The 24,771-nt window shown below is 35.9% G+C and carries 24 protein-coding genes; 12 read left to right on the forward strand and 12 right to left on the reverse strand.

Going from position 1 to position 24,771, the window contains the following annotated elements; genetic code table 11:
- Positions 1-63: 63 nt before the first annotated feature.
- The 3 genes from pdxA to fad_RS04030 are packed head-to-tail and all read right to left on the reverse strand — an operon-like array spanning position 64 to position 1,980.
- On the reverse strand, positions 64-1,029 hold the full coding sequence (gene pdxA / locus fad_RS04020; protein ID WP_081142012.1) for a 4-hydroxythreonine-4-phosphate dehydrogenase PdxA: 966 nt from the start codon (positions 1,027-1,029) through the stop codon (positions 64-66).
- 12 nt (positions 1,030-1,041) lie between these two features.
- Positions 1,042-1,455, reverse strand: coding sequence for a nucleotide-binding domain containing protein (locus fad_RS04025; RefSeq protein WP_009887925.1), 414 nt, complete (start codon positions 1,453-1,455; stop codon positions 1,042-1,044).
- A complete protein-coding gene (locus fad_RS04030) occupies positions 1,456-1,980 on the reverse strand; it encodes a hypothetical protein (RefSeq protein WP_009887926.1) in 525 nt (174 codons plus the stop codon). It abuts the gene before it with no gap.
- Positions 1,981-2,129: 149 nt separating this feature from the next.
- Between fad_RS04030 and fad_RS04035 the strand changes: the two genes are divergently transcribed.
- The 5 genes from fad_RS04035 (at position 2,130) to fad_RS04055 (ending at position 8,024) form a co-directional block, all read left to right on the forward strand.
- On the forward strand, positions 2,130-3,080 hold the full coding sequence (locus tag fad_RS04035; protein WP_081142014.1) for a hypothetical protein: 951 nt from the start codon (positions 2,130-2,132) through the stop codon (positions 3,078-3,080).
- Between the two features lie 391 nt (positions 3,081-3,471).
- A complete protein-coding gene (locus fad_RS04040) occupies positions 3,472-4,410 on the forward strand; it encodes a hypothetical protein (RefSeq protein WP_081142016.1) in 939 nt (312 codons plus the stop codon).
- A 131-nt stretch (positions 4,411-4,541) separates the two neighbouring features.
- Entirely contained in the window at positions 4,542-5,837 is a 1,296-nt protein-coding gene (locus fad_RS04045; protein ID WP_081142018.1) for an MFS transporter, read from the forward strand.
- A 50-nt stretch (positions 5,838-5,887) separates the two neighbouring features.
- Entirely contained in the window at positions 5,888-6,580 is a 693-nt protein-coding gene (locus fad_RS04050; RefSeq protein WP_081142020.1) for a cysteate racemase, read from the forward strand.
- 43 nt (positions 6,581-6,623) lie between these two features.
- On the forward strand, positions 6,624-8,024 hold the full coding sequence (locus fad_RS04055; protein WP_081142022.1) for a pyridoxal phosphate-dependent decarboxylase family protein: 1,401 nt from the start codon (positions 6,624-6,626) through the stop codon (positions 8,022-8,024).
- Positions 8,025-8,039: 15 nt separating this feature from the next.
- Here fad_RS04055 and fad_RS04060 read toward each other — a convergent pair whose 3' ends face one another.
- Positions 8,040-8,993 carry a PLP-dependent cysteine synthase family protein gene (locus fad_RS04060; protein WP_081142024.1) on the reverse strand — a complete coding sequence of 318 codons (954 nt, stop codon included), beginning with the start codon at positions 8,991-8,993 and terminating at the stop codon, positions 8,040-8,042.
- Positions 8,994-9,219: 226 nt separating this feature from the next.
- Here fad_RS04060 and fad_RS04065 point away from each other — a divergent pair, with 226 nt between their 5' ends.
- Genes fad_RS04065 through fad_RS04080 form a run of 4 tightly spaced genes read left to right on the forward strand, consistent with a single transcriptional unit; the run spans position 9,220 to position 13,488 of the window.
- Entirely contained in the window at positions 9,220-10,329 is a 1,110-nt protein-coding gene (locus tag fad_RS04065) for a glycosyltransferase (RefSeq protein WP_081142026.1), read from the forward strand.
- A 59-nt stretch (positions 10,330-10,388) separates the two neighbouring features.
- Positions 10,389-11,759, forward strand: a complete 1,371-nt coding sequence (gene cysS, locus fad_RS04070; RefSeq protein WP_081142028.1) for a cysteine--tRNA ligase — start codon at positions 10,389-10,391, stop codon at positions 11,757-11,759.
- Positions 11,760-11,784: 25 nt separating this feature from the next.
- Positions 11,785-12,327 carry an isochorismatase family cysteine hydrolase gene (locus tag fad_RS04075; protein WP_081142030.1) on the forward strand — a complete coding sequence of 181 codons (543 nt, stop codon included), beginning with the start codon at positions 11,785-11,787 and terminating at the stop codon, positions 12,325-12,327.
- Complete coding sequence (locus fad_RS04080; RefSeq protein WP_081142032.1) at positions 12,328-13,488, forward strand: nicotinate phosphoribosyltransferase; 1,161 nt, start codon at positions 12,328-12,330, stop codon at positions 13,486-13,488.
- Here the strand turns inward: fad_RS04080 and fad_RS04085 are convergent.
- The gene (locus fad_RS04085; protein WP_081142034.1) at positions 13,483-14,994 is read right to left on the reverse strand and encodes an APC family permease; all 1,512 of its coding nucleotides are present in this window, start codon (positions 14,992-14,994) and stop codon (positions 13,483-13,485) included. The genes fad_RS04080 and fad_RS04085 overlap by 6 nt on opposite strands.
- Before the next feature lie 182 nt (positions 14,995-15,176).
- On the opposite strand from fad_RS04085, the gene gck reads away from it, so the two are divergent.
- The 3 genes from gck to fad_RS04095 all read left to right on the forward strand — a co-directional run bounded on the left by gck (position 15,177) and on the right by fad_RS04095 (position 18,883).
- The gene (gene gck / locus fad_RS04090; protein ID WP_081142036.1) at positions 15,177-16,448 is read left to right on the forward strand and encodes a glycerate 2-kinase; all 1,272 of its coding nucleotides are present in this window, start codon (positions 15,177-15,179) and stop codon (positions 16,446-16,448) included.
- Between the two features lie 29 nt (positions 16,449-16,477).
- Positions 16,478-16,639 (forward strand): hypothetical protein, encoded by a 162-nt coding sequence (locus tag fad_RS09390; RefSeq protein ID WP_171481599.1) that lies wholly within the window; start codon positions 16,478-16,480, stop codon positions 16,637-16,639.
- Positions 16,640-16,786: 147 nt separating this feature from the next.
- Positions 16,787-18,883 (forward strand): thermopsin, encoded by a 2,097-nt coding sequence (locus tag fad_RS04095; RefSeq protein ID WP_081142038.1) that lies wholly within the window; start codon positions 16,787-16,789, stop codon positions 18,881-18,883.
- Positions 18,884-18,954: 71 nt separating this feature from the next.
- Here the strand turns inward: fad_RS04095 and fad_RS04100 are convergent, their stop codons facing one another.
- The 7 genes from fad_RS04100 to fad_RS04125 form a co-directional block, all read right to left on the reverse strand.
- Complete coding sequence (locus fad_RS04100; protein ID WP_081142040.1) at positions 18,955-19,704, reverse strand: nucleotidyl transferase AbiEii/AbiGii toxin family protein; 750 nt, start codon at positions 19,702-19,704, stop codon at positions 18,955-18,957.
- Positions 19,701-20,273 carry a type IV toxin-antitoxin system AbiEi family antitoxin domain-containing protein gene (locus fad_RS04105; RefSeq protein ID WP_081142042.1) on the reverse strand — a complete coding sequence of 191 codons (573 nt, stop codon included), beginning with the start codon at positions 20,271-20,273 and terminating at the stop codon, positions 19,701-19,703. The genes fad_RS04100 and fad_RS04105 overlap by 4 nt, the downstream gene beginning before the upstream one ends.
- Before the next feature lie 147 nt (positions 20,274-20,420).
- A complete protein-coding gene (locus fad_RS04110; RefSeq protein ID WP_081142044.1) occupies positions 20,421-21,215 on the reverse strand; it encodes a nucleotidyl transferase AbiEii/AbiGii toxin family protein in 795 nt (264 codons plus the stop codon).
- A gap of 4 nt (positions 21,216-21,219) precedes the next feature.
- Entirely contained in the window at positions 21,220-21,381 is a 162-nt protein-coding gene (locus fad_RS09435; protein WP_155951106.1) for a hypothetical protein, read from the reverse strand.
- Positions 21,382-21,415: 34 nt separating this feature from the next.
- The gene (locus fad_RS04115) at positions 21,416-22,576 is read right to left on the reverse strand and encodes an IS256 family transposase (protein ID WP_081142046.1); all 1,161 of its coding nucleotides are present in this window, start codon (positions 22,574-22,576) and stop codon (positions 21,416-21,418) included.
- Between the two features lie 82 nt (positions 22,577-22,658).
- Entirely contained in the window at positions 22,659-23,114 is a 456-nt protein-coding gene (locus tag fad_RS04120) for a type IV toxin-antitoxin system AbiEi family antitoxin domain-containing protein (protein ID WP_236940611.1), read from the reverse strand.
- 188 nt (positions 23,115-23,302) lie between these two features.
- A complete protein-coding gene (locus fad_RS04125; protein WP_081142048.1) occupies positions 23,303-24,727 on the reverse strand; it encodes an MFS transporter in 1,425 nt (474 codons plus the stop codon).
- Between the last annotated feature and the right edge of the window lie 44 nt (positions 24,728-24,771).

The raw sequence follows: 24,771 nt of genomic DNA on the forward strand, positions 1-24,771 counted from the left end.
CAAACAGTTTATCTATAAAGTATATTTATGGCTTTAAAATTATCAGTGTAATAAAAAAAGGAGCTAATAACCCAGTAATTTCAATCTTTTTTTGTACGTAACACCATATTTTTCTGCTGTAAGGATGGCTTCCTTCATGCTAACATAATCTGCCATATTCTTTCCCGCTATATCAAATGCGGTTCCATGATCAACAGATGTTCTCAGAAATGGAAGGCCGATATTCATGCTTACAGTGTGGGCAAAATCATAGGTTTTTGCAGCTATATGGCCCTGGTCATGGTACAGTGAGAGAACTGCATCATATTTCCCCTTTGATGCCAGGTAAAAAACAGAGTCAGCTGGAACCGGCCCTATGACTTTCATAGTTTCCCTCGCCTTTTCAATTGCAGGAATAATCTCATTCTTTTCTTCCATGCCAAACATGCCTCCTTCACCAGAATGTGGATTAAGTGCAGCAACAGCAATGTCAGGTTCCATGAAGCCGAGAAGTTTAAGGCTTTTTTCAGTGTCAATTATAGCATTGTACACATTTTCATACTTTACAAATTTAACTGCATCCATTAAGGACATATGTTTTGAAAGAAAGGTTATCCTCAATTTTTTTACTTCAAATAAAGTTGTGGTGAATTTTGAATTTGTCAATGCCTTGAGCATGGTTGTATGGTCTATGTATGGCGATCCGGCTTTTATTATAGCCTCTTTGTTTATGGGGGCAGTTGAGATGACATCAACCTTTCCAGCTAATGCAAACTGCACAGCTGTTTCTATGCTTTTATACGCAATTTTCCCGGCATTTGCAGTTACCTTGCCAGTTTCAACCGGTTCACCTGTTCCTGTATTTATAAAATTAAGATTTTTCTGGTTTTCCATATGCAGGCTGCAGTAATCAAGTGTTTTATTGTAATTGTCCATGTCACCGAATAAAGTTATTTTGAATTTCCTGTTCTTTATTGCGTTAATTGATTTTGCAACAATTTCCGGGCCTATTCCAGCAGGGTCGCCCAGTGTAATCCCTATATTAACCATGGCATGTTATTTTTACATTGTATTTATAGATAGATGTTGAATCAATTTTATATAGATATCATCGTCGCCCAGGCTGCCTCCTTTGATCACATATCTCTTCCCATCAAGCATACCGCCATGCACAGTTCCTGTGGAGATAAGTGGCAATATCTGTTCTTCACTTTCAAGGTAGTTAAAACCGGAAGTATTCAGTACACAAAATGCTGTTTCTCCACCGCTCATAATTAATGCATTGCATTCCATGAGCAATGATATGAAGCCCATATCCTTTACAGTTGAAAAATCTGTTTCCTGGAGATAAAATAATTTAATTTCCGGGCAATTTTTAATATTCAAGCTATCTGAGCGCAAAGTACGTTTCAGATACTCCACCTGCTTTTCTGTTATGACGGTGAGACTGCCTATAATAATTCCTATTTTATCCATTTACTTCATCTCCAGATAATATTTAATCAGCACACCAGGATCTACAGGCATTAAATTTTCGTCCACGCATTTTTTAGCCAGTTTTTCAATATCTCCATAGGATTGCGAATCCGCAATTTTAACATAGGGGCTTAAGTTGTCAGGTAGCATTTTAATTATATTTATGCTTCCATTTCTGTTTATACTGGAACCATTGAAGGTATACATGCCGTATTCAGGAATTGTATCTGTGAGGAGTATATTTCCGTATTCTGCAATAAATGCCACAAAATCCAGTGTGCTACCCCTGAACAGGCTATCAATTCGTGCCAGAATGCGTGCACCAGGAAATGTGTGTTTAACCATATCCAGTCTTGGCCGCGGATCTTCTAAATTCCTGGTCTCCAGATCAATGGAAACAATTTCTGAATCCGGTTTGCCGTGGTCATGTAATCTGTTATATGGCACCACAGGAATATGGGGGGCGATTAAGGATGCCATACCAGCCGCGCCGCTCAGGTCATCAGAAATAATTATAGTAAGCATCCGGAAATAATACCGGAAAGATATAAGTATTTTTAGAAATATATAGAGTATAAAACCCGGAGGATTATAATAGTTTAAAAGAAAATTATGTATAATTATTGATTACTACCATAGAGTAATTATATATATACCGGTATAATTAATCATTGATGGATAGAAAAGATGTCAATTTAAAGATGGATATGAAGATGAAACTTGTCATATCCGGTAATGCAGATATTTTTCGATGGTCAAAGTTGCATAACATAACTATGAGCATTTTTATAAAAGAGGATTCACAGAATAGTGGAGATTATTATTTCGAGGCATTTATAGCAAAAGACCAGGAAATTGCTGGATTCAAGGAGCTTATAGACGCATATGGCGCTATAGAATCAGAACATTTCTTTCTTGTCGTACGCCCACTGGTAAACCAAAAAATATTAAATTTCATCAAGGAGTTATGGACTGTACCATCTATTTCCTTCAGTGAAACTAAAGTTGAGAATGGAAAACTAATCCTGCGCATAATATTCCACAGCAATTACAAAAAAGATTTATCCCTGATACTGAATAGATACCTTGTAATTCCATATTTTATTGATGACATCATACTAACTAAAAATGAAGGATTCACATATTTGCTCGAAAAAAAGAATAAAAGAGTGCCACTATCCATAATTCAGTATTCACTCCCCCTTTCTATCCATGATGGAGATGATATCTCAAGAATACTTGAAGAAAATAATGGAATAGCAGAGGTTGTGGAAAGCCCATATGATAGGGACAATTTTAAGTTACACCTGTTTTTGGAAAATCCTGTAGAAGAAAATGACAAAATCCGTGTTATATCACGCGAAGATAAAATTTATGAGGCATATTCCACAAATAAGTTACTCAGTACAATAAGGAATAAGGCAAATGAAAGGGGAATATTCAGGAATCAGCTATTTATTAAGATAAAGGATGGAAGAATTTATTCAAGTTCCTCCGTTAATACATATAGAGCGATGGAATATTTAAAATTAACATTTGCTTCCTCTATGGGCCTGTATGGGAAAAATTTTATCAGATTAGAAAACTGTACCGATTTTGACCCCTCTCTGCATGACTCCCTATAAATATAGCCGTAATAATTTTATACTTAATTGATTTGAATTAGTTTTATTTAATAAATAACTGGATTTCCCGCCAGAATATTCCGGTAAATACTATAACATTGTAAAATTTGCCCCCTATGGATTTTAGCCCCATAATACTTTAAACGTGCAATAATTACCATTATCATTATTTATCCAATCTCCTGTTTATTATAAGCCTGATTAAACTGAATTTCAACCTGCTGTTTCTAGACCCTTCTCCACTTTCCTATTGAAAAGTTAAATATTGCCACTATTGCATATTTTATAAAATAAACAACCAGGTATGGCAAATCCCGGCAATTTGAAATTTCATAATCGTCCGGGAAAGATGATAAGAATATTTTTATATACATATATATTATAAAGATAAATGAAACTCTCCCGTATTGATACAAAACTTAACAAATATTTCGAAATTGCACTTAACTTTAAATCAAATCACCTTGCATTAAGCCAGGCAACAGGATATGATGGGGCTGGTGCCCTTGTCAGGGACGGCGATGATTTATTTTTTGATTTTTTTATACTTAAATCAGAAGATATCGGGAGGCTAAAGCCTTTATTTCAATTAGCCGAGGTAAATGAAAGGGAACACTACTTCCTGGTAAGGGAAAAAATGACAGACCCTGCACTGGTGGAATTTTTCACTGACCTTGACAACATAAATGGGCTTGTAATTTCCTATGCCGGGATAGAATCCGGAAATATGATAATAAAAGGCTTTATGCATGAGAATTCTGAAATGGATTTTTCCAACCTGATTTATAAATATAACTATACAGAGTTTAATATTGTACAAATAACATTAAAGCCATCACCTGGTTTTTACTACTTCATGAAAAATACAGACACAGCTCTTCAAAGCATAATTGTAAGCCTTCCAGTTGCCGAATTTTCACAATACAGGGTAATTAAAATTTTAAAAGAAACAAATGCTACCGTGCAGTTTGTGGATAATAATCCGATCCATGGCTCTTTCAGGGCCATCATCTATTCAGATAGAGATTTAAGCAGTGTTGAGAACATGACTGTAATATCAGAAAGAGACCACATATATGAGACAAAGACAAACGATAGCATACTGCTTTTGCTTGCATCTAAAGCTATGAGTAATAATCTTACATTAAATTTTATGTTTCTGTATGTGTATGGTGACAGACTAGTTATTAATTTTATTCTGCCGACCTACAGGGCAAAAGATTACTTTAAGCAGATAATAGATACTGAAATTGATTTAAATAATTTTGAATGGCTTACCCTGGAATCCTATGGCCCGGTAAATGATGGAAATATGGAATCAGACCCGTAACTATTTTTCTATATTAACAAAATTTCTTATTATCAATGTTTTACTGGCTGATACATCCATTACACTGTATAAAAATAATGGTTTAAAACATTATATTTTAATATGGAATTCGTTTATCCCTACTAATTAATATGGATTCTCAACATAAAAGTTTACCTCACAGAAACTGGAGCCGGATTGACACATGGGCATTTATCTCATTTGCCATGGGAATGTTCATAGAATCATATATATTCGGAATGTCTTCTATAGCCACTACCTGGGTTAAAATTCCAGACAGCTATAAGGCATTGCTATTATCATGGTCTCCCTTATGGCTGATAATAGGCATAGGAATAGCAGGCCCTGTATCCGACCGCATTGGGAGGAAACAGGTTTTCTATATTACAATGAGTTTGTACGCTATCGGCGCAATAGGGATAACATTCAGTTACACATTTTACCTTATATTAATTTTCCTTGGAATTTTGCTCTTTGCCTCAGGAGGGGAAATGAATACAATTATGGCGTTATCGCAGGAAATTATGCCCAGGCAGCACAGGAGTTCAACTATGCTGCTGGAATTAAATTTTATTCCACTTGGCGGGCTGGTTCTTGCTGCAGTTGCATTTTCAAGTTTATACAGTTCTATTTATTTCCAGAGGCTTATGGTAGCCCTGACAATAATTATAGTCCTGGTTGTCCTTGTTGCTTCCCGCCGTTATTTGCCGGAGAGTTTTCTATGGCTCGCAAGCAAAGGGAAAAAAGAACAGGCAATAGCTGATGCAAAGAAATATTATGGCGAAGCAGGCTATCTGGAAAGGACAGACAACACAAAGGATCTCTCGGATAGCAGAGATCTGAATAAAACCAGCCACTTCTGGCTTAAGTTCTTTGCCACATTGACAACAGCATTTGCAGGAACCACGGGATTCGGGCTTATAGCCTATGAACTGGGGCCTATAATCTTTCCAAACCTTACAGATCTGATACTTCTGGTTTCCAGTGTAGCAGCCTTCGCAATGGGTTTAATAGGATTTTTCGGCGAAAAAATCAGCAGGAAATCAATGCTGCTATGGGGAAATCTGGGTGCACTTGCTTTTACTATTATAACGTATGAACTTATAGGCACCTGGTCTAAATATATTATACTGTTCTGGGCTCTCGTCGTTATATTGAATGCCTTTGTACAGTTAGGTTACCTGGCTGAGGATACATTAAAATCTGAAGTATGGGCTACAAAATCCAGAGGGAGCCTTACTGCGCTTGTAAGATTTCTTGGCATAGGCCTATATATCCCTACAATTTATATTACCTATACATACAATATATACCAGTATATGCTTTTCAACATTCTTGTATGGGTTATAGGTTCTGCAGGTGCTGTTGCATGGTATATTCTGGGCAAAGAAACAGGCAAGGGAATACCTATTGAACTAGCAGACTGAATGCCATGGAATAATTTAAATGATATTTGCTATTTCTAATATTGAGATTCATGGAAATAAATATTGGCATTATAGGTGGCATGGGCCCAAAGGCAACAAACCAGTTTCTGGACCGAATTACTGAATTGACAGAAGCAGCAAATGACCAGGAACATGTAAGATATATACTTTACAGTGATCCTGAGATTCCTGACAGGATAGGCGCTTATTTCAACGGTACCAAAAGCCCGGTGGATGCCATAAACAAAGGCATAGATTTTCTTGAAAGGAACGGCATAACAACAATAGCTATACCCTGCAATACGGCACATATATGGTTCAGTGAGTTTAAAGCAGGTGTCAATCTGCTAAATATGGTTGACCTTACAGTAAAAGCTATACTAGACTCTGGATACAAACATCCAGGATTTCTGGCAACTACTGCAACTATCAAATCCAGGCTTTACATTAAAAATCTGGAAGAAGCCGGTATCTCTGCCATAATTCCGGAACAGGAGGATACAGTAATGCAAGCGGTGAAGCTGGTGAAACTTGGAGAGATTTCCAGGGCAAAGGCTACCTTGAAGCCAGTGGTTAAAGAACTTGAAGATAATGGCTCGGATTCTATTATTATGGCATGCACTGAAATACCTGTTATACTGAATAGGGAGGATACAGAACTGCCATTGATAGATTCAGACCGCATCCTTGCTGAGAAAATAATATTATCTGCGGGAAAACGGCTCAAGCCTTATAATAAATAAACTTTGCCGGAAAATATTTTAAACTTTGCACGGATATTAAATTATGTTAAAACAGTTTCCGGAGAATGGCATGGACATACAGAAAATCCATGAAACGCTTGATGAACTTGGAAAAAATGATATAAAAAATAGCAGGGGAAGATTATTTACATATTTCTATGACCCGGGAATAGATGAATTAAATAAACTCCAGGATATTTTCCTGAAATTTTCAAACAGGAATGGAATGGATTACCACGCATTTCCCAGTACATTGAAACTTGAAAATGATGTAATAGCCATGATGGCTTCATTGTTGCATGGCAAAGAAGGAAGCGCCGGGACATTTACCACCGGTGGAACGGAGAGTATTATTCTGGCAATGAAAGCTGCAAGAGATAGATTTTTTGAAAAGCATCACGGTGTTCCTGAGGTAATATTGCCTGTAACGGCACATCCATCATTCAGCAAGGCTGTTGAATACCTGGGGCTTAAGGAAATACGCCTGCCTGTTGATGAACACTACCTGGCTGACCCGGAACTCATGAGAAAAGCAATTACAGAAAATACAGCAATGATAGTAGGTTCAGCACCTTCTTTCCCATATGGCACAATTGATCCTGTTAAGGAATTATCAGATATTGCCCTTGAAAATAATTTATGGCTGCATGTTGATGCCTGTGTTGGTGGAATGATTCTTCCATTTCTTAAAAGGCTTGGCCACAATGTCCAGGATTTTGATTTCACCCTTCCTGGTGTATCATCCATTTCCGTCGATCTGCACAAATACGGGTTTACTCCTAAGGGTTCATCTGTTATTATGTATAAAAATGAGGAACTTAGAAAGCACCAGATCTATGTAAACGCAAAGTGGCCAGGCTATCCCATGTCAAACGCAGGGATGCAGGCAACAAAATCTGCAGGGCCTTTAGCAGGCACATGGGCAATTATGAACTATCTCGGGTATAAAGGATATACTGATCTGGCTTCAAAAACATTATCTGCATATAAAACACTGACAAAAGGAATAGAAAATATTGGCTATGAAATTACAGGAAAACCGGATGCAACCATCTTCGCATTCCAGGACAACAACAATAGCATATTTACCACAGGAGTAAATATGATTGAAAAGGGATGGTATCCACAGATCCAGCCTTCAAACCTGGAACTTGGATTACCCTCAACTATCCATCTAAACGTATGCCCTGTGCATGTGGAAGTAGCAGATGAGTTCCTTTCAGACCTGGAAAATATACATAAAAATGCCGGAAAGGATTCCGGTTCACGGGAGCTTGCAGTTGAATCTAGGGATAAGGCTGTGGATTATCTGGTGAATCTGATTGAACAGAACCCTGAAAAGAAAACATTGTTCTTCCACATGATATACAATCTTGATCCTGAAAAAGGGGAAGAAATATTCAGAAAAATTACAGACATGGATTTTCATGCGGCCGAAGAATAAATATTTATAAAAAAATTAAAATTTATAGAGGTCGGAGGAAAGGTATTTCAATCCACTGTCAGGCAGTACCGTTACAACAATTGAACCACGATCCATTGTTTTATCAAGCTTCATGGCAGCAGCAACATTTGCACCGCCGGAAAAACCTGGAAATATGCCTTCCTTTGATGCAAGATGCCTTGCTGTATCAATAGCTTCATCATCGGTTACACTGAGATATCCATCGACAAGTGATTCATCCCAGTATGGTGGTTTCACGGCATGCCCGCCACCCTGAATTTTATGCCTGGTTGTTATAACCTGCTTTCCTGCTAAAAACTGTGCCGAATCAGGTTCAACCGGGTAACATTTTATATCTTTGCGGAATTTTTTAAGTGCACTTGATATTCCTACAAATGTTCCACCGGTGCCAACAAAGGCAACAAAGGCATCTATGTTTCCATCAGATTGCTTTATAATTTCACTTCCAGTTGTGTATTCATGGATTAGGTAATTTACAGGGTTTATGTACTGGTTCGGCCTGTAGGCGTGGAGCTCCTCTGTCAATTCATCTGTTTTCTTCTCAACAGCTTCATTATCCTTCCGTGATACAACATCCGGCTCCTCGCCTGGCTGCTGCGGAACAAGGACAACATGAGCGCCAAGTGCCTTTAACATTACCGTTTTTTCCATGGAATTGCCAGCAGACATGACAGTAATAAATTTATATCCCTTGACTGCACAGGCAATTGCAAGACCTATGCCAGTATTTCCAGATGTTTTTCCTATTACCGTATCGCCCTTTTTAAGTATGCCTTTCCGTTCTGCATCCTCAATCATTCCTATTGCTATCCTATCCTTAATGCTGAAACCGGGGCTATAGTACTCCAGTTTAACATAAATTTCTATGTTTCTGCAGCCGGTCCTGTTAAGCTTAACCAGGGGAGTATTCCCTATGGTGCTCAGGACGCTTGCTCTAACATCGTCCATTTAAATCATTTATTAATGCCCAATTACTATATAATATGTGCCCAATTAGCAAATTATGGCTTTATAGGATGATTCCGGGGTTACTAATTATTTGAATGCTCTATAGAGCCATAGGAAAAGATCGCCATAATAAAGAAAGGGCAAACAGCAGCAAAGATGAATTTTTAACCATGTACTGCCTTTACAGGAAAAGAACTTTTAAATATATCAGTCAATATCAACCTTAATGGCTACTATTAAAATCCTCCAGCTTTCACACGGGAAAATAATCCCTGATTACATATCTGCATATGCCATGAGGGTGAACCATCTTCTGGAAGGCAATTCATGGAAGATATGTTCTGTTGGCGGATTAATACTCCATGATGTTAAAGAAAATAAACTTGAAGAATACAGGTCATTGCTATCAACAACCTATTCCGTACTAAAAGGAAACAGGTCGCTGGAAATTGCCATATCGAAAGGGATACTTTTAAGGAAGAAATACATTAATTCTGTTAGAGCCCTGATTTCGGAAGCTGACGCAATTATTTTTGAAGGGCCCTGGGAATACCCCTTATTTGAAAAATTACTGGAAAATAAATTTGTAGTATACGATGCCCATAATGTGGAAAGCCTTCTCAGAACAGGAAATAAATATCATGATTACACAGAGGAGATTGAAGGGAAACTCGTTCAAAGGTCAAATTTATTAATTTCTGTATCTGAAAATGACCTTAAATATTTCAAAGAAAAATTTAATCCAGGAAATGCAATACTTTTAACACATTTGCTGAAAAACGTTAAATATCAATGGAATGGGGAGGATTCAAGGGATATAATATTTATAGGGTCGATTTATGGCCCGAATATAGAAGCTGTGGAGTTCATTTTATCGCTGGCCAGAACAATGCCGGACTTCCAATTCCATATAATAGGAAATGTAAATACACATGGATTTCCCCATAAACCTGGAAACGTACAATTCCACGGGCTGATTCAGGATGCAGAAAAGGATAACCTCTTCGGGAATTCCTGTATTGCACTGAATCCTATATTTACCGGAGGGGGAAGGAATGTGAAGATGATAGATTACATTATGCACGGGCTCCCTGTAATATCCACAGAGATCGGAATACGTGGATTATCACAGTATGATTTGTCCGGTGCTGTGGCAGTTGAAAAGCCAGAACATTTTAAAGAAACAATATTGAAACTTACCGGAAACAGAGATAAACTAAAATCAATGTCGGAGAACACATTTAAATTAAAGGAAAAAATTTTAGCCACTGAGAGTTCATTTACTGCATATGACATAATATCAAAAGAATATGAAAAGTGGAAGTCCGGGCATTAACTCAACCATTGTTCCGGATTATACATTAAATTTATTTATAATCTGCCGATTACAACAGGATGATAATTCATAATACACTTGGCCAGAAAGATGAGGATTTCAAACCTATGCATCCAGGCAGAATTAATATGTTTGTTTGCGGACCCACAGTATATGACCATTCGCATATAGGCCATGCCAGGACAAATATATTCTTTGATGTTATAGCAAAGTATCTCAGGGCTAGAGGATATTCTGTATTTTACCTGCAGAATATTACAGATATAGATGATAAAATTATTAACAGGGCAGCTGAGGAAGGCAAAGAATACAGCGAGGTTGCTGATCATTACTTCGAAGAATATAAGGAAATTATGGGCAAACTGAGAATAGACAGTATCAATTACTACGCAAGGGCAAGCCTGTATATAGATGAAATTATAGGTCAGATCAAAAAAATTATGGAACACGGGTACGCATACGAGACCGCTGATGGTGTATACTTCAATGTAAGGAAATTTTCTGATTACGGTGAATTATCAAATCAGAATATGGACCAGATAAGGGAAAATGCCAGGGGTGTTATAAAGGAAGAAAAAAAGTCCCCTGAAGATTTTGTTCTCTGGAAAAAGATGAAGCCAGGTGAACCATTCTGGGAATCTCCATGGGGAAAGGGTCGCCCGGGCTGGCATATAGAGGATACAGCTATAACAGAGGCATATTTTGGCTCTGAATATGATATACACGGCGGTGGAAACGACCTTATTTTCCCGCACCATGAGGCAGAAATTGCACAGATGAGGTCTGTAAGTGGAAAGAGATACCTTGCTAGGTACTGGATCCACACAGGCATGGTAAACATTAATAAGGAAAAAATGTCCAAATCATTAAAGAATTTTATCCAGACAAAAGACATACTGAAGAGCTATAAACCGGAAGAATTGCGGTTTGCCATGATTAATTCCAATTACAATACAGTTATAGATTATTCCACGCAATTAATGGAAAGCTCAAAGGATGCAGTGGAAAGGATTAACATATTTTATAACAAAATGAAAGAGCTTAATTCTACGGAAGGAAGTTATAATATAGATGCAGAGGAAATTATAAACCATTTCAACGCTGTTATGGACAAAAATTTTGATACCAGGTCACTTATCAGGGAATTTCTTGCTTTTATTTCAGATGCAAATAAGAACATGGAAAATATTTCATCTGCTGCTGCTTCTAAACTTATACATATTGTGGAATATGTAGACTCATTTCTCAACATAATCTACAGGAAGCAGAATCAGGAATCAAATATTATGGATATTATAATAGACATAAGAAACCATGCAAGATCACGGAAGGACTATGCAATATCGGATTACATAAGGAAGAAACTGGAGGAAAATAATATCTACATAGAAGACAATGGAAACAAAACGATCTGGTGGATAAAGAATTAATATATATTACCTATAACAGTAAATAATGGATAAAACTAAAAGTTGTGTTCTTGTTGTGGACATGATCAATGATTTTGTTACAGGGAAGTTTGGAGACAGTAATGCAGTTGAGAGTGTAAAACTTGCAGAAATAGCATTAAAACAGCTAAAGGGCAATATTCCCATAATATTCGCAAAGGATTCTCACATAAAGAATGACCCGGAATTTAAAGTATGGGGGGAACATGCCATAGATGGAACATGGGGCTCTGAAATAGTTGATGCGCTAAAGCCATTTCCTGACTATATTCTAAAGAAGCGCCATTACGATGCTTTTTTCGATACTGATCTCGATTCTCTCCTCCGTGCATCAGGCATAGCCAATATTTACATTTTCGGAATAAGCACAGATATATGCGTTGAGCACACATGTGCAGCTGCATTTTACCGTTATTATAATGTGAAAGTTATCTCTGACCTCTGCGCTTGCATTGATAACTCACACCAGATTTCCGCCTTAACCAACATTAAAATAAATTATGGATATACACATATAAATTCAGAGGAACTATTAAAAGAGGTTATATAAATGAACAGGTTCACCATGGCAAACGACTCGGATATAATGAATGGAGCGGTCACCGATGTGTATTTTGAAAAAACTATGGAATATCTCACCATGCTTAAGAAAAATCCCTATGTAACAATGGAGGTTACAACACAGTCATCAGCATATGAATATATAAATTTCACAGGGCTTAACGACGTACTGCCATTGCTTGAATCCCATAATGTGGATGTATATGCAATTCCGGAGGGTACAGTATTGAAGCCAAGGGACATAAACGGAATTCCTGTTCCATTTCTAAGAATATCCGGCAAATATTTAGATTTCGCTGAACTTGAAACACCCCTGCTTGGATTCCTCTGCCAGGCATCAGGAATATCATCCTATTCGTCACTGCTTAAAAAATCACTGGGCAATATACCATTTATATCATTTGGCATAAGGAGAATGCATCCTGCTATATCACCAATGATAGACCGTTCATCATATATTGCCGGTGCTGCAGGCGTATCCGGAGTACTCAGTTCGAAGCTCCTTGGCATCAAACCATCAGGTACAATGCCACACGCACTCTCATTGATCCTTGGAGACCATGATGCGTGGAAAGTACAGCATGACAATTCCGATTTCAGAGTATTTCTTATAGACACATTCATGGATGAAAAATTTGCCGCAATAAAGGCAGCAGAGGAATTCCCAGACATTGATTTTATAAGGCTTGACACACCATCATCCAGGCGTGGGAACTTCCCCAACCTTATAAGGGAAATACGGTGGGAGCTAGACATCCGCGGCCATAAAAATATTAAAATTATGGTATCAGGCGGAATAAAGCTTGAAGATATACCCGAACTCCTGTCTGCAGGCGTTGAGTCATTCGGAATAGGCACATCCATATCATCCGCAAAACCGGTCGATTTTGGAATGGATATAGTAAATATAGATGGCACCGATATAACAAAACGTGGAAAATTTTCAGGAATAAAAAACGTTTACCGCTGCAAGACTTGCAATGATGTTATTGCTGGATATTCTGATACTAAACCCACCTGCCATTGTGGTGGAACAATGGAAAATATATTGCAACCATACATGGAAAATGGCAAAATTATAAAAAATGAAGATATAGAAACAGTCAGGCAAAGATCTCTGGCACAGATAGAAAATGTTATGAATTTATAGAGAAAAATTCCCTATATCATCAAGATTTTTGTTATATTTTGTATACATTATTACAACTACAATTGCTATTACAATTACCCATACAAGCGCACCGTAAACACCGTATATGTATGGCGCGCTAAGATCAAAATATACTGCAGCAATTATTGCCCCTACAAGAGTTATGCTGGAAATTCCGGGTATAATAATGTGCCTGAATATGTGTGTTTTCATTTTTCTTTTCTTCAGGTACATATGCAGCGATGTGTTTGTAAGAATGTGTACTATGTATGAAATCGGGGATTCAAGCACCAGCAAAAAGACAGATGAATAAAGCAAAGCATCTATTATTTTTCCGGGATATAGCAATTCAAAGGATATTCCGGTAGCCAGGACGATAGCCAGTGATACTATTGTAATAAATAAAATGGCGTATACTGGAACGCCCTTTGTGTTAGTCCTTGATAGCTTTTCTGGAATTACACCTTCCCTTGATAATGAAAATATTACCCTGGATGCGTTTGTACCCAGTGATACTGTAGCCGTGAAAAAGGAATTTATTACAATTATAAGCAGTACAGCAAATGGAATAAGCCCCATGCCTGAGAATCCATCTTTGTATATGGAAAGTACCGGATATGCTCCTATGCCAGTGCCTGTCCCGAATGATACCATATTTCCATATCCCCATGAAATGACTTCAGCATATGCCGCAATAATAATGGTAACACCCAGAATTGCTATGCTTGCTATAATAGACCGGGGAACTGTTTTTTTAGGGTTTTTAGTTTCCTCTGCTATGGGTATTGAACCTCCGACACCAACAAATGAACCAATTGCGTAAACCATCATCGCCGCCAGAACTATAAAATTACCACCAACCGGAATAGCTGTAAACGGTTTGATGCTGATTGAAGTATGGTTAACGCCTATGAGATAGACTGAACTGGCAATGAAGAATATTACCTCAATGAGAATGGCATATGAGACGTATTTCAGAGAGGGTTTGATTCCTTTATAAATAAGAAAGCTCACAAATAAAATAAAAACAATGGTAACAGGGATCCATAGTATGTTAACATAGGGAACTGTAATGCCGAGGCTGGGAAGAATTGCGTAGGCAAATCCAATAAAACCAAGTATTCCAAAGCCTGTAAAACTCAAAATCTGGTAACTTATATACGATAATGCAGTGGTAAGGCCGAAACCTTTTCCAAGACCATTTGCCACAAATGTATAATATCCGCCAGAACTGGAAAGGTATTTTGAAAATTCAAAGGATGAATAACTCATCATTGAATAAACAATAAGGGCAAGCAACAATATTAAAGGAATTGAAAAAGCACCATCAGGATATTTAGAAAATGTAAATGTCAACAATGCTGCCGTTCCGGCCACGTAAAGGACAATCGTCCCTCCAGGCGCATTAAGCCCGACAGCCTGAGACACAGCATGCCTCAGTGATAGCTGATTATATCCAAGATGTTTATATTCCTTTTTGGGACGAAAAACTTCTTCCTTTATCACGTAACAGTTAATAACTGAATTATATTTTAATTTTTGTTATGAATCCGGATTTTAATTGATTACGGATTTCGCAATATATGTATAATATATAGGGAGCCAGGCATGTTTCAAGTTACGGTGGCTGGAATTCAGGTCTATTTCCCTATTGAAAAAAGTTAAAACCACCGGTAATATATATTACTATGCAGATTCTTAACATGGATAATATTGGAACAAATTCAAGAAGGGTATATGCACTGGAAAAAATTCAGAATGCTATTAATAATCTTAATCCAGCAGCTGCAATGTCAAGGAATTTCAATGTGGACACAGAAAAATTTGACCGTGTCTATGTAATTGGATTTGGCAAAGCTTCATTTAACATGTACTCCGGAATACGTGAACGTGTGCTCAAAAAACTATCCTATGCTGGGATTATTATACCTGATGACGAAGTACACAACGAGTCATATCAGGAACTGGAGATTTTGCGTGGTACTCATCCCTACGTTAGCAGTTTATCTGTAGAATCTTCAAAAAAATTGCTTTCACATTTAGATGGATTAACTGAGAAGGACCTTGTTATTGTGTTGATCTCAGGGGGAGGTTCATCCCTATTCGAGCTACTGGAAACTGGAATAGATGTCAATGACCTCAAGGATATATCGGCAGAAATCATGGAAAATGACGGTGATATATACGTATTGAACCGTCTCAGGTCATCGTTATCTGCAGTAAAAAACGGAAAACTGGCAAAATATCTTTATCCTGCATCTGTGGCTGGCTATATTATTTCCGATGTGGTTTACGATAACCTGAATATAATTGCTTCCGGACCTCTGGTAAATATCCCTGCACCGGCGAATTTGAAGGAACTGGCAAAGAAGTACATCAAAGATGCCAGATTGAGAGATATAATAGAAAAAGTAGATATTTCCAAAACACTGGACAGTAAATATTTTACTAATGTGAAAAACACAATTGTTTTAAAAAATCGTGATTTTGTGGATTATATTTATTCGGAACTTGAAGGTGAAAAGATAAATCTTGGAAGCAATATTAACGGAGATGTGAAAGTAGTATCCAGGGATCTAACTGACATTTTACGGAATATACTGGAGATCAAGGGGGAACCTTTCTGGTTTGTCTGTGGCGGCGAGACCACCGTAACAGTAACAGGAAACGGCAGTGGGGGTCGAAACCAGGAACTCGCGGTAAGAGTAATGGAAAATATGGGTGATAACGATTTTCTTTTTATTTCCATGGGCACAGATGGCATAGATGGAAAGAGCATTGCTGCAGGGGGAATAGTGGACAATTCCACAAGAATTGAAAATTTAGAAGAGTACCTTGCCAGTAGTGATACTTATACGGCTTTATCAAAAGCCCATGGTGCTATCATAACTGGCAGGACCGGAAATAATGTGTCTGATATAATGCTCGGGTTCTACGGGCGTACAAATAACAATTTTTAAATACTACAGGTAATTATGGAGTGATTGGCATGGAAGAGCTACTTTGCAATATTGAATTTGAGAAAGATGAAAAGGGATTTAGCGCCAGGTTGCGAACCGACATGGGTGGCTTGCGTGAATACAACGGTATGACATTAGAAGAAGTATTGAATGAGGTAATACTTGAGCTTCAGGAGGAATTCTCACCTTAAATTTATTTTAATTGAAAACAATAAGTAATGGTAAATTTTATTGGTCATTTTTGTGCATCATAGTTATTAACTAACATTTGCAATGGATAATATATGCGATAGAAAATATTCGAAGAATGAAATATATATACATTTATTTAATGATGAATGGTGCACGGAAAAAAATCAAAGTGGAAGAAAATACTTCCCATAGCAATTGCACTGTTATTTGTTTTAATGGCCGTCTCTTCTATAACCACTCATAGTACTGATATGCTTTCATCATCTGTTAATTCACATGCCTCTAAGGGCCCTGGGGTGACAAACAGTTCATCAGTATTGCCCTCAAATGAAAGTAATTATTCCTCTGTAAACCCGGAGAATTTATACAGGAATGAGCCTGCCCCTGTTGGCATGGCTGATTACGGACTTGGTACCGGGACCTTATTTGGCGGATATACCCCATATGAATATAATACAACATCATTCTTAGGTTCAGCTAAAATCTATAATCTGTCCGTAGTAGATAATTCAACAGGAAATAAATGCATGTCCGTTCAATTCAATGTAAATCTTGTTTTTAATAACAGTAATAATAAATATGTATACTGGGTCCAGGACGTTGCCTTCATTAACACATCCTCCAGGGCTATCACTTTTATTGACAATATCTGGAATATGACATCCAGTGGTGCAAGCATGTACAATTCTACTGTTAATGGGACCGGAACAGTTAGCAATTATTCAGATTCCGGTTATTATTATTCAATTGCATCCTGTACTTTACCGGGCAATGATATTAAATTACCAAATCTGGCAACCATAAATTTTATGGTGAATAGCACCATGAAAAACGGAAGTCCTGAAGTAGAGCTTATGTATAATGATGGATACGGATGGGTGACCTATGACAGCCCGGTTTTTATCTTTGCAACAAATGTAACTTCAGATCAGAGTTTTGTTGTTGATGGCTATAATTATGAACCGGACGGTTATTCTTTCTATGATGCAGAACTCATTCTTGGAGGACCCGGGGATGGTTCTTCAACCGTAGATATGTCTTCAAACATTCAACTAGGGATAGAATACTGGAATGGGCATAATTACCAGGAAATAACAAATGCCTTTAATTATGGCAGTGATACTGCAGAAACCATAAGCAACGTTACATCCACAGCAGAATATTACACGTCAAACGGAACTATTTTCGAAAATGTGACTGCAGGAGACGGTTCCTTATCACAGGTATACAGTTCAGCAGATATATCATTATTGAATATCTCAACACCATTTTCAAGCGGGAGTATAAGTGTAAACGGAACGGAATATAGTTTCGTAAAACACGAAGTTAACCTGACTCTTGCTCCTGGTGAATATAATTTATCTATTTATAATGGGACTATACTTTATAAAAATTTAACAGTTAATCTTACAGCTGGAGAATATTTGCCATTAAATGTGGCGCCAAAATACAATGTTGTCTTTACACAAACAGGATTGCCCGCAGGAACAGCATGGTCAGTTACTATTAACGGGAAGACAGAATCATCAGTTACCAATACCATTGTATTTGTACTGGCGAATGATACATACACATATACAGTAGAAACACCGGACAAGATCTATAAAGCCGAACATTATTCTGGGGATATCGTAGTAAATGGTTCTTCCTATAAGAGCATAATAAAATTCTCTAAGGTAACCTATGAAGTTAAATTTATAGAGGCGGGACTTCCGGGCGGATCAGTATGGTATGTCAATTTATCCAGTACAGTGAAATCAGGGCCAATAACAGGGAATTCATTTTCATTTGCACTTATAAATGGCACATATACATATAGAACTTCCATTGCAAATGAACCATATGAACCCGTACCATCCTCTTCCGGAATCTCTGTACACGGGGGCAACATCTCAACAACGATAACATTCTCTAGAATGTACACTGTAAAATTTGTTGAAACAGGATTGCCTGCTGGAACAACATGGTTAGTTACACTTAATGGAACTACGGAATCGTCCGATAACAATACCATACTGTTTGCCTTGCACAATGGAACATATACATACACCGTAAGCGGGGTAAATGGAAATAAAATATCAAGCAATTCAGGAAATGTAGATGTAAACGGTAAAAATGTTACAGTTAATAATATTAAATATACACCGGAACACAATTATACCCTATATTATGGGATTGGAGTTGTAGCAGCAATTGCAATAATCATTTCTGCCGCAATAGTAGCAATAAGGAGAAAGAAGTAAGATATATTCAGTAATCCCGTATATATAGGTGTATCTATTTGGTGGATTCCATATTTAAAGTATAAACTATTTTAGATGTTAATCCATGATGATACAATTTCAATTATTTTTTGTATTTCCGGTATTTCTCCCATTACTATTGGTTTTAATTCATTACTGAATATTTTTTCCTGTTTTAATATTTCATTAATAAATTCCATTTTATCGAAAATTATATTATAAAACTTTAGCTTCATATTAATTAATTCTGGATCAAAAATTACTTTTTTAAAATAAATTAAATAATATAAATCATATATATCTCTCGCTTTTTTCCTTGTATATATTGCCCTTACTTTTTCTGCTGCCACTTCATCAAGATTCATTCCTGATAATATTCTTATTGGCAAATTATATTCGGGAAAATCAAAATTTAATGCCATTGCCTGTTTAATAATTTTCTCTCTTCTACTTATTTCAACATAAACAGGAACCATACTCAAAATATTTGTATACAATGGCCCTTCTGAAAGGAGCCTGAATGATAATGTTATATTATCATTTTTAACAATTTTTAACTCATTATTAATCCCCTGTAATTTCAGCTCCTCCGAAACTTTATCAGGCAAATTACCTTTTAACATTGAATTTTCTGTAAAATCAAGATCCTCTGAAAATCTTCGTAAACCATGGAAAAGCCACAAATATGTGCCACCTTTAAATATCAAAGGCTCATTATAAATTGCATTTAAGACTACTGAAAGCATATACCTTTTTTCCTCCTGCCATGGCCTTAGACCATGCAATTTTGATAGTTTTATTATATCATCCTTATCAATCATTTTAATATCTCCATGATTTTTTTTATTTTTCTTATCTTAATATTCTTTAAATTCCGAATAAGATCTGAAAAGTCTATATTATTTTTGAATTCATTAATATCATTTTCTGAAAAAATATTCAGATATAATCCATCAAAGACTGCTTTATCTGGATTCGCAACAAAAATATAGCTATTATTATAATTATACCGTTTATATCCAAAAAATAATTCAGGCTTTATTTTATGATATGATATTCCCAATTTATTGTAATTTATTGAGTTTATCGTAGTAACACATTCCACCTTACCAGGAACCTGCTGCGCCAATTTATGGAATAGTAATGCAGAATTTGTAGAGATATACGATGGATAAATTAATTGTGATGCCATAATAAAATCGTCATTAATAAATGAAATTTTCCCGTTTACAGGCTTAGTTGCAAGGTTATTCCTAACTAATCTGTTCATGTATACAATAGCTACTTTATTGTTTTTCTGGATTAGATTTGCAAATTCATTTACATTATATACCGAAACATTATTTTTCAATGCCATATCCCTGATTTTGTATAATGTCAATTCTTTCATCATACCACAATAACAATATTGTTATATACACGTGACTTAAATACTTTTTCCCTGATTATTCGTAAAATTACGTATTCTTCATGTATAATAATTTGGAAAAATATAATAAAAAATTGGCAAATGTTAAAATTTTATATCGTAATTGTTTTATTTAATTATATAATCAATAACAGTATCTTTAACAGCATCAAACGGAATAATTACATTCAATAAACTTTCCATTTCAGTATTCCAGATATCCCCTATTGAAATTACTTTTTCCAGGAATTCATCTATATTAAATCCTTGAACTTGCGTATATTTTTGCAGTTTGTAATTTATCATTTCTATATTTATTTTAACATTGTATTTTGTGATTAGGAGCCATAAATCATATAAATCCCTGGCAACAGGGTTTTTTTTCTCCATAATTGCTTTTATTTTTTCTGCTGCGAATTCTTCTGCCTCTAATGTCAAAAGGAAATAGGGCCTTATTTCTGGATAAATTGTAGTTCTTAAAACCTTTTTAGGATTATAAAATGGCCGTACATACAAATTTATATCCAGTTTTATGGTCTGTATCGCTCTCACACTATGGGACATTTCATAAAAAGGCCCTTTAATTTTTAAATTATATCTAAGCATATCTCTTCTTTTAAGGGTACTATACTCTATAGGATAAAAATTATTAACTTCTTTAATTGCTTTTTTAACTCTATTTTCTACATCAGTTGTATCATAACTTTTATCAAAAATAAAATTAAGATCCTCTGAAAATCTCCCGGAACCATAAACTTTTGAAATAGCAGTGCCACCGATAAATATTATATCATTAACTGGACTAATATAAAAAAGACTGTTTAGAACAATTTCCTGAAGATAATCCTTTTCTGTACTGTACGAATTTTTAAATCCCATAATTTTTGTGTAATCTTTCCATTTCTTGATTTCAATATTATCCATAAAATTACCGCCTTTTATTAATTAATGCCAGAACTATTTCATATGTTTTTTTTGAGTGTACTTTTTCTGAATAAAATAATAATCTTTCTATATCTATTAATTTATTATCAATGCCATTATTAAGAGCTTCTTCTATATATGCAATGGGTGGGTTTGCTAAATACACAGAATCAACTGATTGTGTCCAGAATTATGTGTGTTTATAAAGGGTACCTCCTATTGAACATTTCTTTTATTTCATCATTGCATTTATAATATCCGTTCATCTTCCTGAATGCATGCTTTGAATTGTATTCTATTGATTTATAGTAAAATACCTTCATTGCTGAATCCTCATCAGGGAATGATGATATTGTTTTTACCCTTCTCCTTACCTCTCCATTAAATCGTTCAATAGCATTGGTAGATTTCAATGATCTCCATATACTGGAAGGATAATTATAGAATCTTAATAGCTTTCCCAGATTCTTTTCAGTATTGTATATTACCTTAGGATACTTGTTCTCCCATTTGTATTTAAAATCATTGAATTTTATAATAGCTTCTTCTTTATTATCACATTTAAACATCTTATTCGCATCTATTGTTATTTCATCAATATCTTTCTCCCTTACATTTGATTTTAATCCTCTTGCATAGTGTATTGTACACAATTGAAACTCTGATCGGGGATATATTTCCATTACTTCCTCATCCAGATTCTTTATTCCATCTGCTACAATTAACAATGGCTCTTTTAATCCTCTATTATACAGGTCTTCCAGTACATCCTTATATGTATTATGTGATTCTTTAACTGTTAAATAGAATCCCAGTAACTCATATTCTCCTGTTTCTTTAATTCCTAATGCAAATATAACAGGCTCTTTATCCACATTTCCCCTTCTTAAATAGAAGAATAATCCATCTAAAAATACTGCTATATACCTTTTATCCAGTGGCCTGTTAATAAACTTATAAACCTCTTCTATGGTTAAATCTGTTATTCTTGATACTGTGGATTTAGAATATTTATTTCCTAATATATCCTCCATTATACCTGCTATTCTCCTTGTAGATATGCCATTGGAATACATTGATACTATTAGGTCCTCCATTCCTATTGATCTGTTATAGGGTTCTATTACCTGTGTATGGAAATTGCTTTCCCTGTCTCTTGGTATGTTTAACTGTTTTATTTCACCATACTTTGTCTTTAGATCTCTCTTATATTTTCCATTCTTTATTCCTGGATTATTTTCTAAATATGCATTTAACTCTATTTCCATTAATTTCTCTATTCTTTCCTTTATTGCATTTCTCAATAATTTATCTATGTCTATGTTCTCAATATCCGATATGTTTATATCTGTATTTTCCATATTTTATTACCTCCCTGAACAAAAGAGGTATCCTTCTCTGTTATTTAATGATTGAATTCATTGATAACAGAGGGGTTTATATTTACACATAATTACATACACAACCATCAACTATTGCTTTCTCCGGATCTGAAATAGAAATATATGTATTTTTATCTATATGGTAACCGTAGATTTTTGTATTCTTTAATGTTATAAATTTTATTTTATACCCTTCAATTTCTATATCCTTGTGCCTTTTTGATGAAATAACATATATTGTATCGTATATCTGAGTTACAAGGTTATAATAAGAAAAAGCAGACGATATCCCTATATAGGATGGTTCCAGAATATTAGAGGCTATTGCAAATATATCTGTTCCTGGCAGATAGAACTTATTCCTGCCTGCTCTTTTTGCATAGCCGTGTTCTACTAAACGGTTCGCCACCAGTGATGAATACTTTATATTGCTATTTTCTATTATTTCTATATCATATGTTCTGAACACGCCTTTATAGTCATTTTTAATTGTATCAAGTAAGTTTATTGTATTCATATTTCAATATTTTAATTAAGTATATAGCACTATTGTTTATCATAATTGATAAACTATATGTTATAATATTTTTTTAAAATATGTTGTCTATTGAATATAGAAACACTGCAATTCAGGGTAAAAACATCCGGAAGTAATGTATATCCATGGTTTTCAAATTATGATTTGTTACAATAATAAAAATAAATTTAACTTTTAACAGTGATATCACTGCTTCTCCTTTCCTCTTTCCCCCGCGAGAATGATAGAAAAGCACCTAACAGTAGTATTGCCATAGAAACATATAACGAATAATGTATTCCTGACATAAATGATGTAGATACACCACCCACAAGTTTGCCAACGCCTGCAAAAACTTCAAACGCAACGCTTCTGGGTACGCCCAGGCTGGCAATGGAGACCGAGATAACAAAACTTCCCAGCATGCCTATATTTGCCAGCGTGCGAAGGAAACCGGAAGACATCCCGTAAAGTTCTTTTGGGGAATTTGCCATAACCGCACTGTTGTTAGCAGGGAAGAACATTGATGATCCAGTACCTGAAATCCCTGAGGCAATTAAAACTATGTAAAGCGTGGAATTCACAGTAATTAATGAATAAACGATAATAGCACCAGCCATCATTAAAAGCCCCACAGTTGCCGGTATACGGGAACCTATCCTGTCTGCAAGCCTCCCAAAATATGGGCCAAGCATGCTGCCTATTACATATCCTGGCAATAACAGCAATGCACTGTCGAATGGGGATAATCCCCTCACACCCTGCAAATACATTATAATAATAAACACAACTGCTAAAAATCCCAGGCTCTGAAAAAAGGATGCAAATAATGAATAAGACAATATCTTAATCCTGAACACTTTTAATGGCAATAACGGCTTTGCAACTTTTGTTTCTATGTATATGAACAGTAAAATCAAAAGCGCTCCAAAACCCATTAATGCGAGGTTAAATGTTGTAATGCCGGAAGTTGAAATATTTACACCCGCATATGATATGGATATTAGAGCAGCTCCAAGTGTTGACATACCTGGCAAATCAAGTTTGTTCCTTACCGGTGTGCTCCTGTTAATGAATTTAATCGCGTAATAGATAGCAAATATGCCTATGGGAACATTTATGTAAAATATATATCTCCACCCAATAAATGTGGTAATTACTCCGCCTAGAACTATTCCCAGCATCGCACCTGCATTGTAACCTACCGCTGTATACCCGTACACTCTTCCCCTTTTATTGGGAAGAAAATTATCAGCTATTATTGCGCCACTGTTTGACTGGACCATAGCTGTTCCGATACCCTGTATAACCCTGAAAGATATGAGTTCTATTATATCTGCTGATGCACCGCATAGTGCAGATCCAATCGTAAATATGGCAATGCCGGAAATAAAGATATTTTTTCTTGCCAGTATGTCACCAAGCCTCCCCAGCTGTGTTGTACCCACAGCTATAACCAGAAGATAAATCAGGATAATCCATATTGATAGGGAAAGCTGGGTTTTTAAACTATCTGTTATGGTGGGCAGTGCAAGCAGGACTATGGTGGAATCCACAGCACCCATTAAAACGGCAAGCAAAAGTGATATAATCAACTTGAAAGAAGCATCCATTGAGATAAAATTATAATAAGGTATTAAAATATTTAGCAATAAAC

The organism is Ferroplasma acidiphilum (assembly GCF_002078355.1).
GTDB lineage: Archaea > Thermoplasmatota > Thermoplasmata > Thermoplasmatales > Thermoplasmataceae > Ferroplasma > Ferroplasma acidiphilum.

What these genes read in the sequence shown, in the direction of transcription:
- pdxA (WP_081142012.1), bottom strand. Translation starts at nt 1,029, where the DNA reads ATGGTTAATATAGGGATTACACTGGGCGACCCTGCTGGAATAGGCCCG.
- fad_RS04025 (WP_009887925.1), bottom strand. Translation starts at nt 1,455, where the DNA reads ATGGATAAAATAGGAATTATTATAGGCAGTCTCACCGTCATAACAGAA.
- fad_RS04030 (WP_009887926.1), bottom strand. Translation starts at nt 1,980, where the DNA reads ATGCTTACTATAATTATTTCTGATGACCTGAGCGGCGCGGCTGGTATG.
- fad_RS04035 (WP_081142014.1), top strand. Translation starts at nt 2,130, where the DNA reads ATGGATAGAAAAGATGTCAATTTAAAGATGGATATGAAGATGAAACTT.
- fad_RS04040 (WP_081142016.1), top strand. Translation starts at nt 3,472, where the DNA reads ATGAAACTCTCCCGTATTGATACAAAACTTAACAAATATTTCGAAATT.
- fad_RS04045 (WP_081142018.1), top strand. Translation starts at nt 4,542, where the DNA reads ATGGATTCTCAACATAAAAGTTTACCTCACAGAAACTGGAGCCGGATT.
- fad_RS04050 (WP_081142020.1), top strand. Translation starts at nt 5,888, where the DNA reads ATGGAAATAAATATTGGCATTATAGGTGGCATGGGCCCAAAGGCAACA.
- fad_RS04055 (WP_081142022.1), top strand. Translation starts at nt 6,624, where the DNA reads ATGTTAAAACAGTTTCCGGAGAATGGCATGGACATACAGAAAATCCAT.
- fad_RS04060 (WP_081142024.1), bottom strand. Translation starts at nt 8,993, where the DNA reads ATGGACGATGTTAGAGCAAGCGTCCTGAGCACCATAGGGAATACTCCC.
- fad_RS04065 (WP_081142026.1), top strand. Translation starts at nt 9,220, where the DNA reads ATGGCTACTATTAAAATCCTCCAGCTTTCACACGGGAAAATAATCCCT.
- cysS (WP_081142028.1), top strand. Translation starts at nt 10,389, where the DNA reads ATGATAATTCATAATACACTTGGCCAGAAAGATGAGGATTTCAAACCT.
- fad_RS04075 (WP_081142030.1), top strand. Translation starts at nt 11,785, where the DNA reads ATGGATAAAACTAAAAGTTGTGTTCTTGTTGTGGACATGATCAATGAT.
- fad_RS04080 (WP_081142032.1), top strand. Translation starts at nt 12,328, where the DNA reads ATGAACAGGTTCACCATGGCAAACGACTCGGATATAATGAATGGAGCG.
- gck (WP_081142036.1), top strand. Translation starts at nt 15,177, where the DNA reads ATGCAGATTCTTAACATGGATAATATTGGAACAAATTCAAGAAGGGTA.
- fad_RS09390 (WP_171481599.1), top strand. Translation starts at nt 16,478, where the DNA reads ATGGAAGAGCTACTTTGCAATATTGAATTTGAGAAAGATGAAAAGGGA.
- fad_RS04095 (WP_081142038.1), top strand. Translation starts at nt 16,787, where the DNA reads ATGGTGCACGGAAAAAAATCAAAGTGGAAGAAAATACTTCCCATAGCA.
- fad_RS04100 (WP_081142040.1), bottom strand. Translation starts at nt 19,704, where the DNA reads ATGATTGATAAGGATGATATAATAAAACTATCAAAATTGCATGGTCTA.
- fad_RS04105 (WP_081142042.1), bottom strand. Translation starts at nt 20,273, where the DNA reads ATGAAAGAATTGACATTATACAAAATCAGGGATATGGCATTGAAAAAT.
- fad_RS04110 (WP_081142044.1), bottom strand. Translation starts at nt 21,215, where the DNA reads ATGGATAATATTGAAATCAAGAAATGGAAAGATTACACAAAAATTATG.
- fad_RS04115 (WP_081142046.1), bottom strand. Translation starts at nt 22,576, where the DNA reads ATGGAAAATACAGATATAAACATATCGGATATTGAGAACATAGACATA.
- fad_RS04120 (WP_236940611.1), bottom strand. Translation starts at nt 23,114, where the DNA reads ATGAATACAATAAACTTACTTGATACAATTAAAAATGACTATAAAGGC.
- fad_RS04125 (WP_081142048.1), bottom strand. Translation starts at nt 24,727, where the DNA reads ATGGATGCTTCTTTCAAGTTGATTATATCACTTTTGCTTGCCGTTTTA.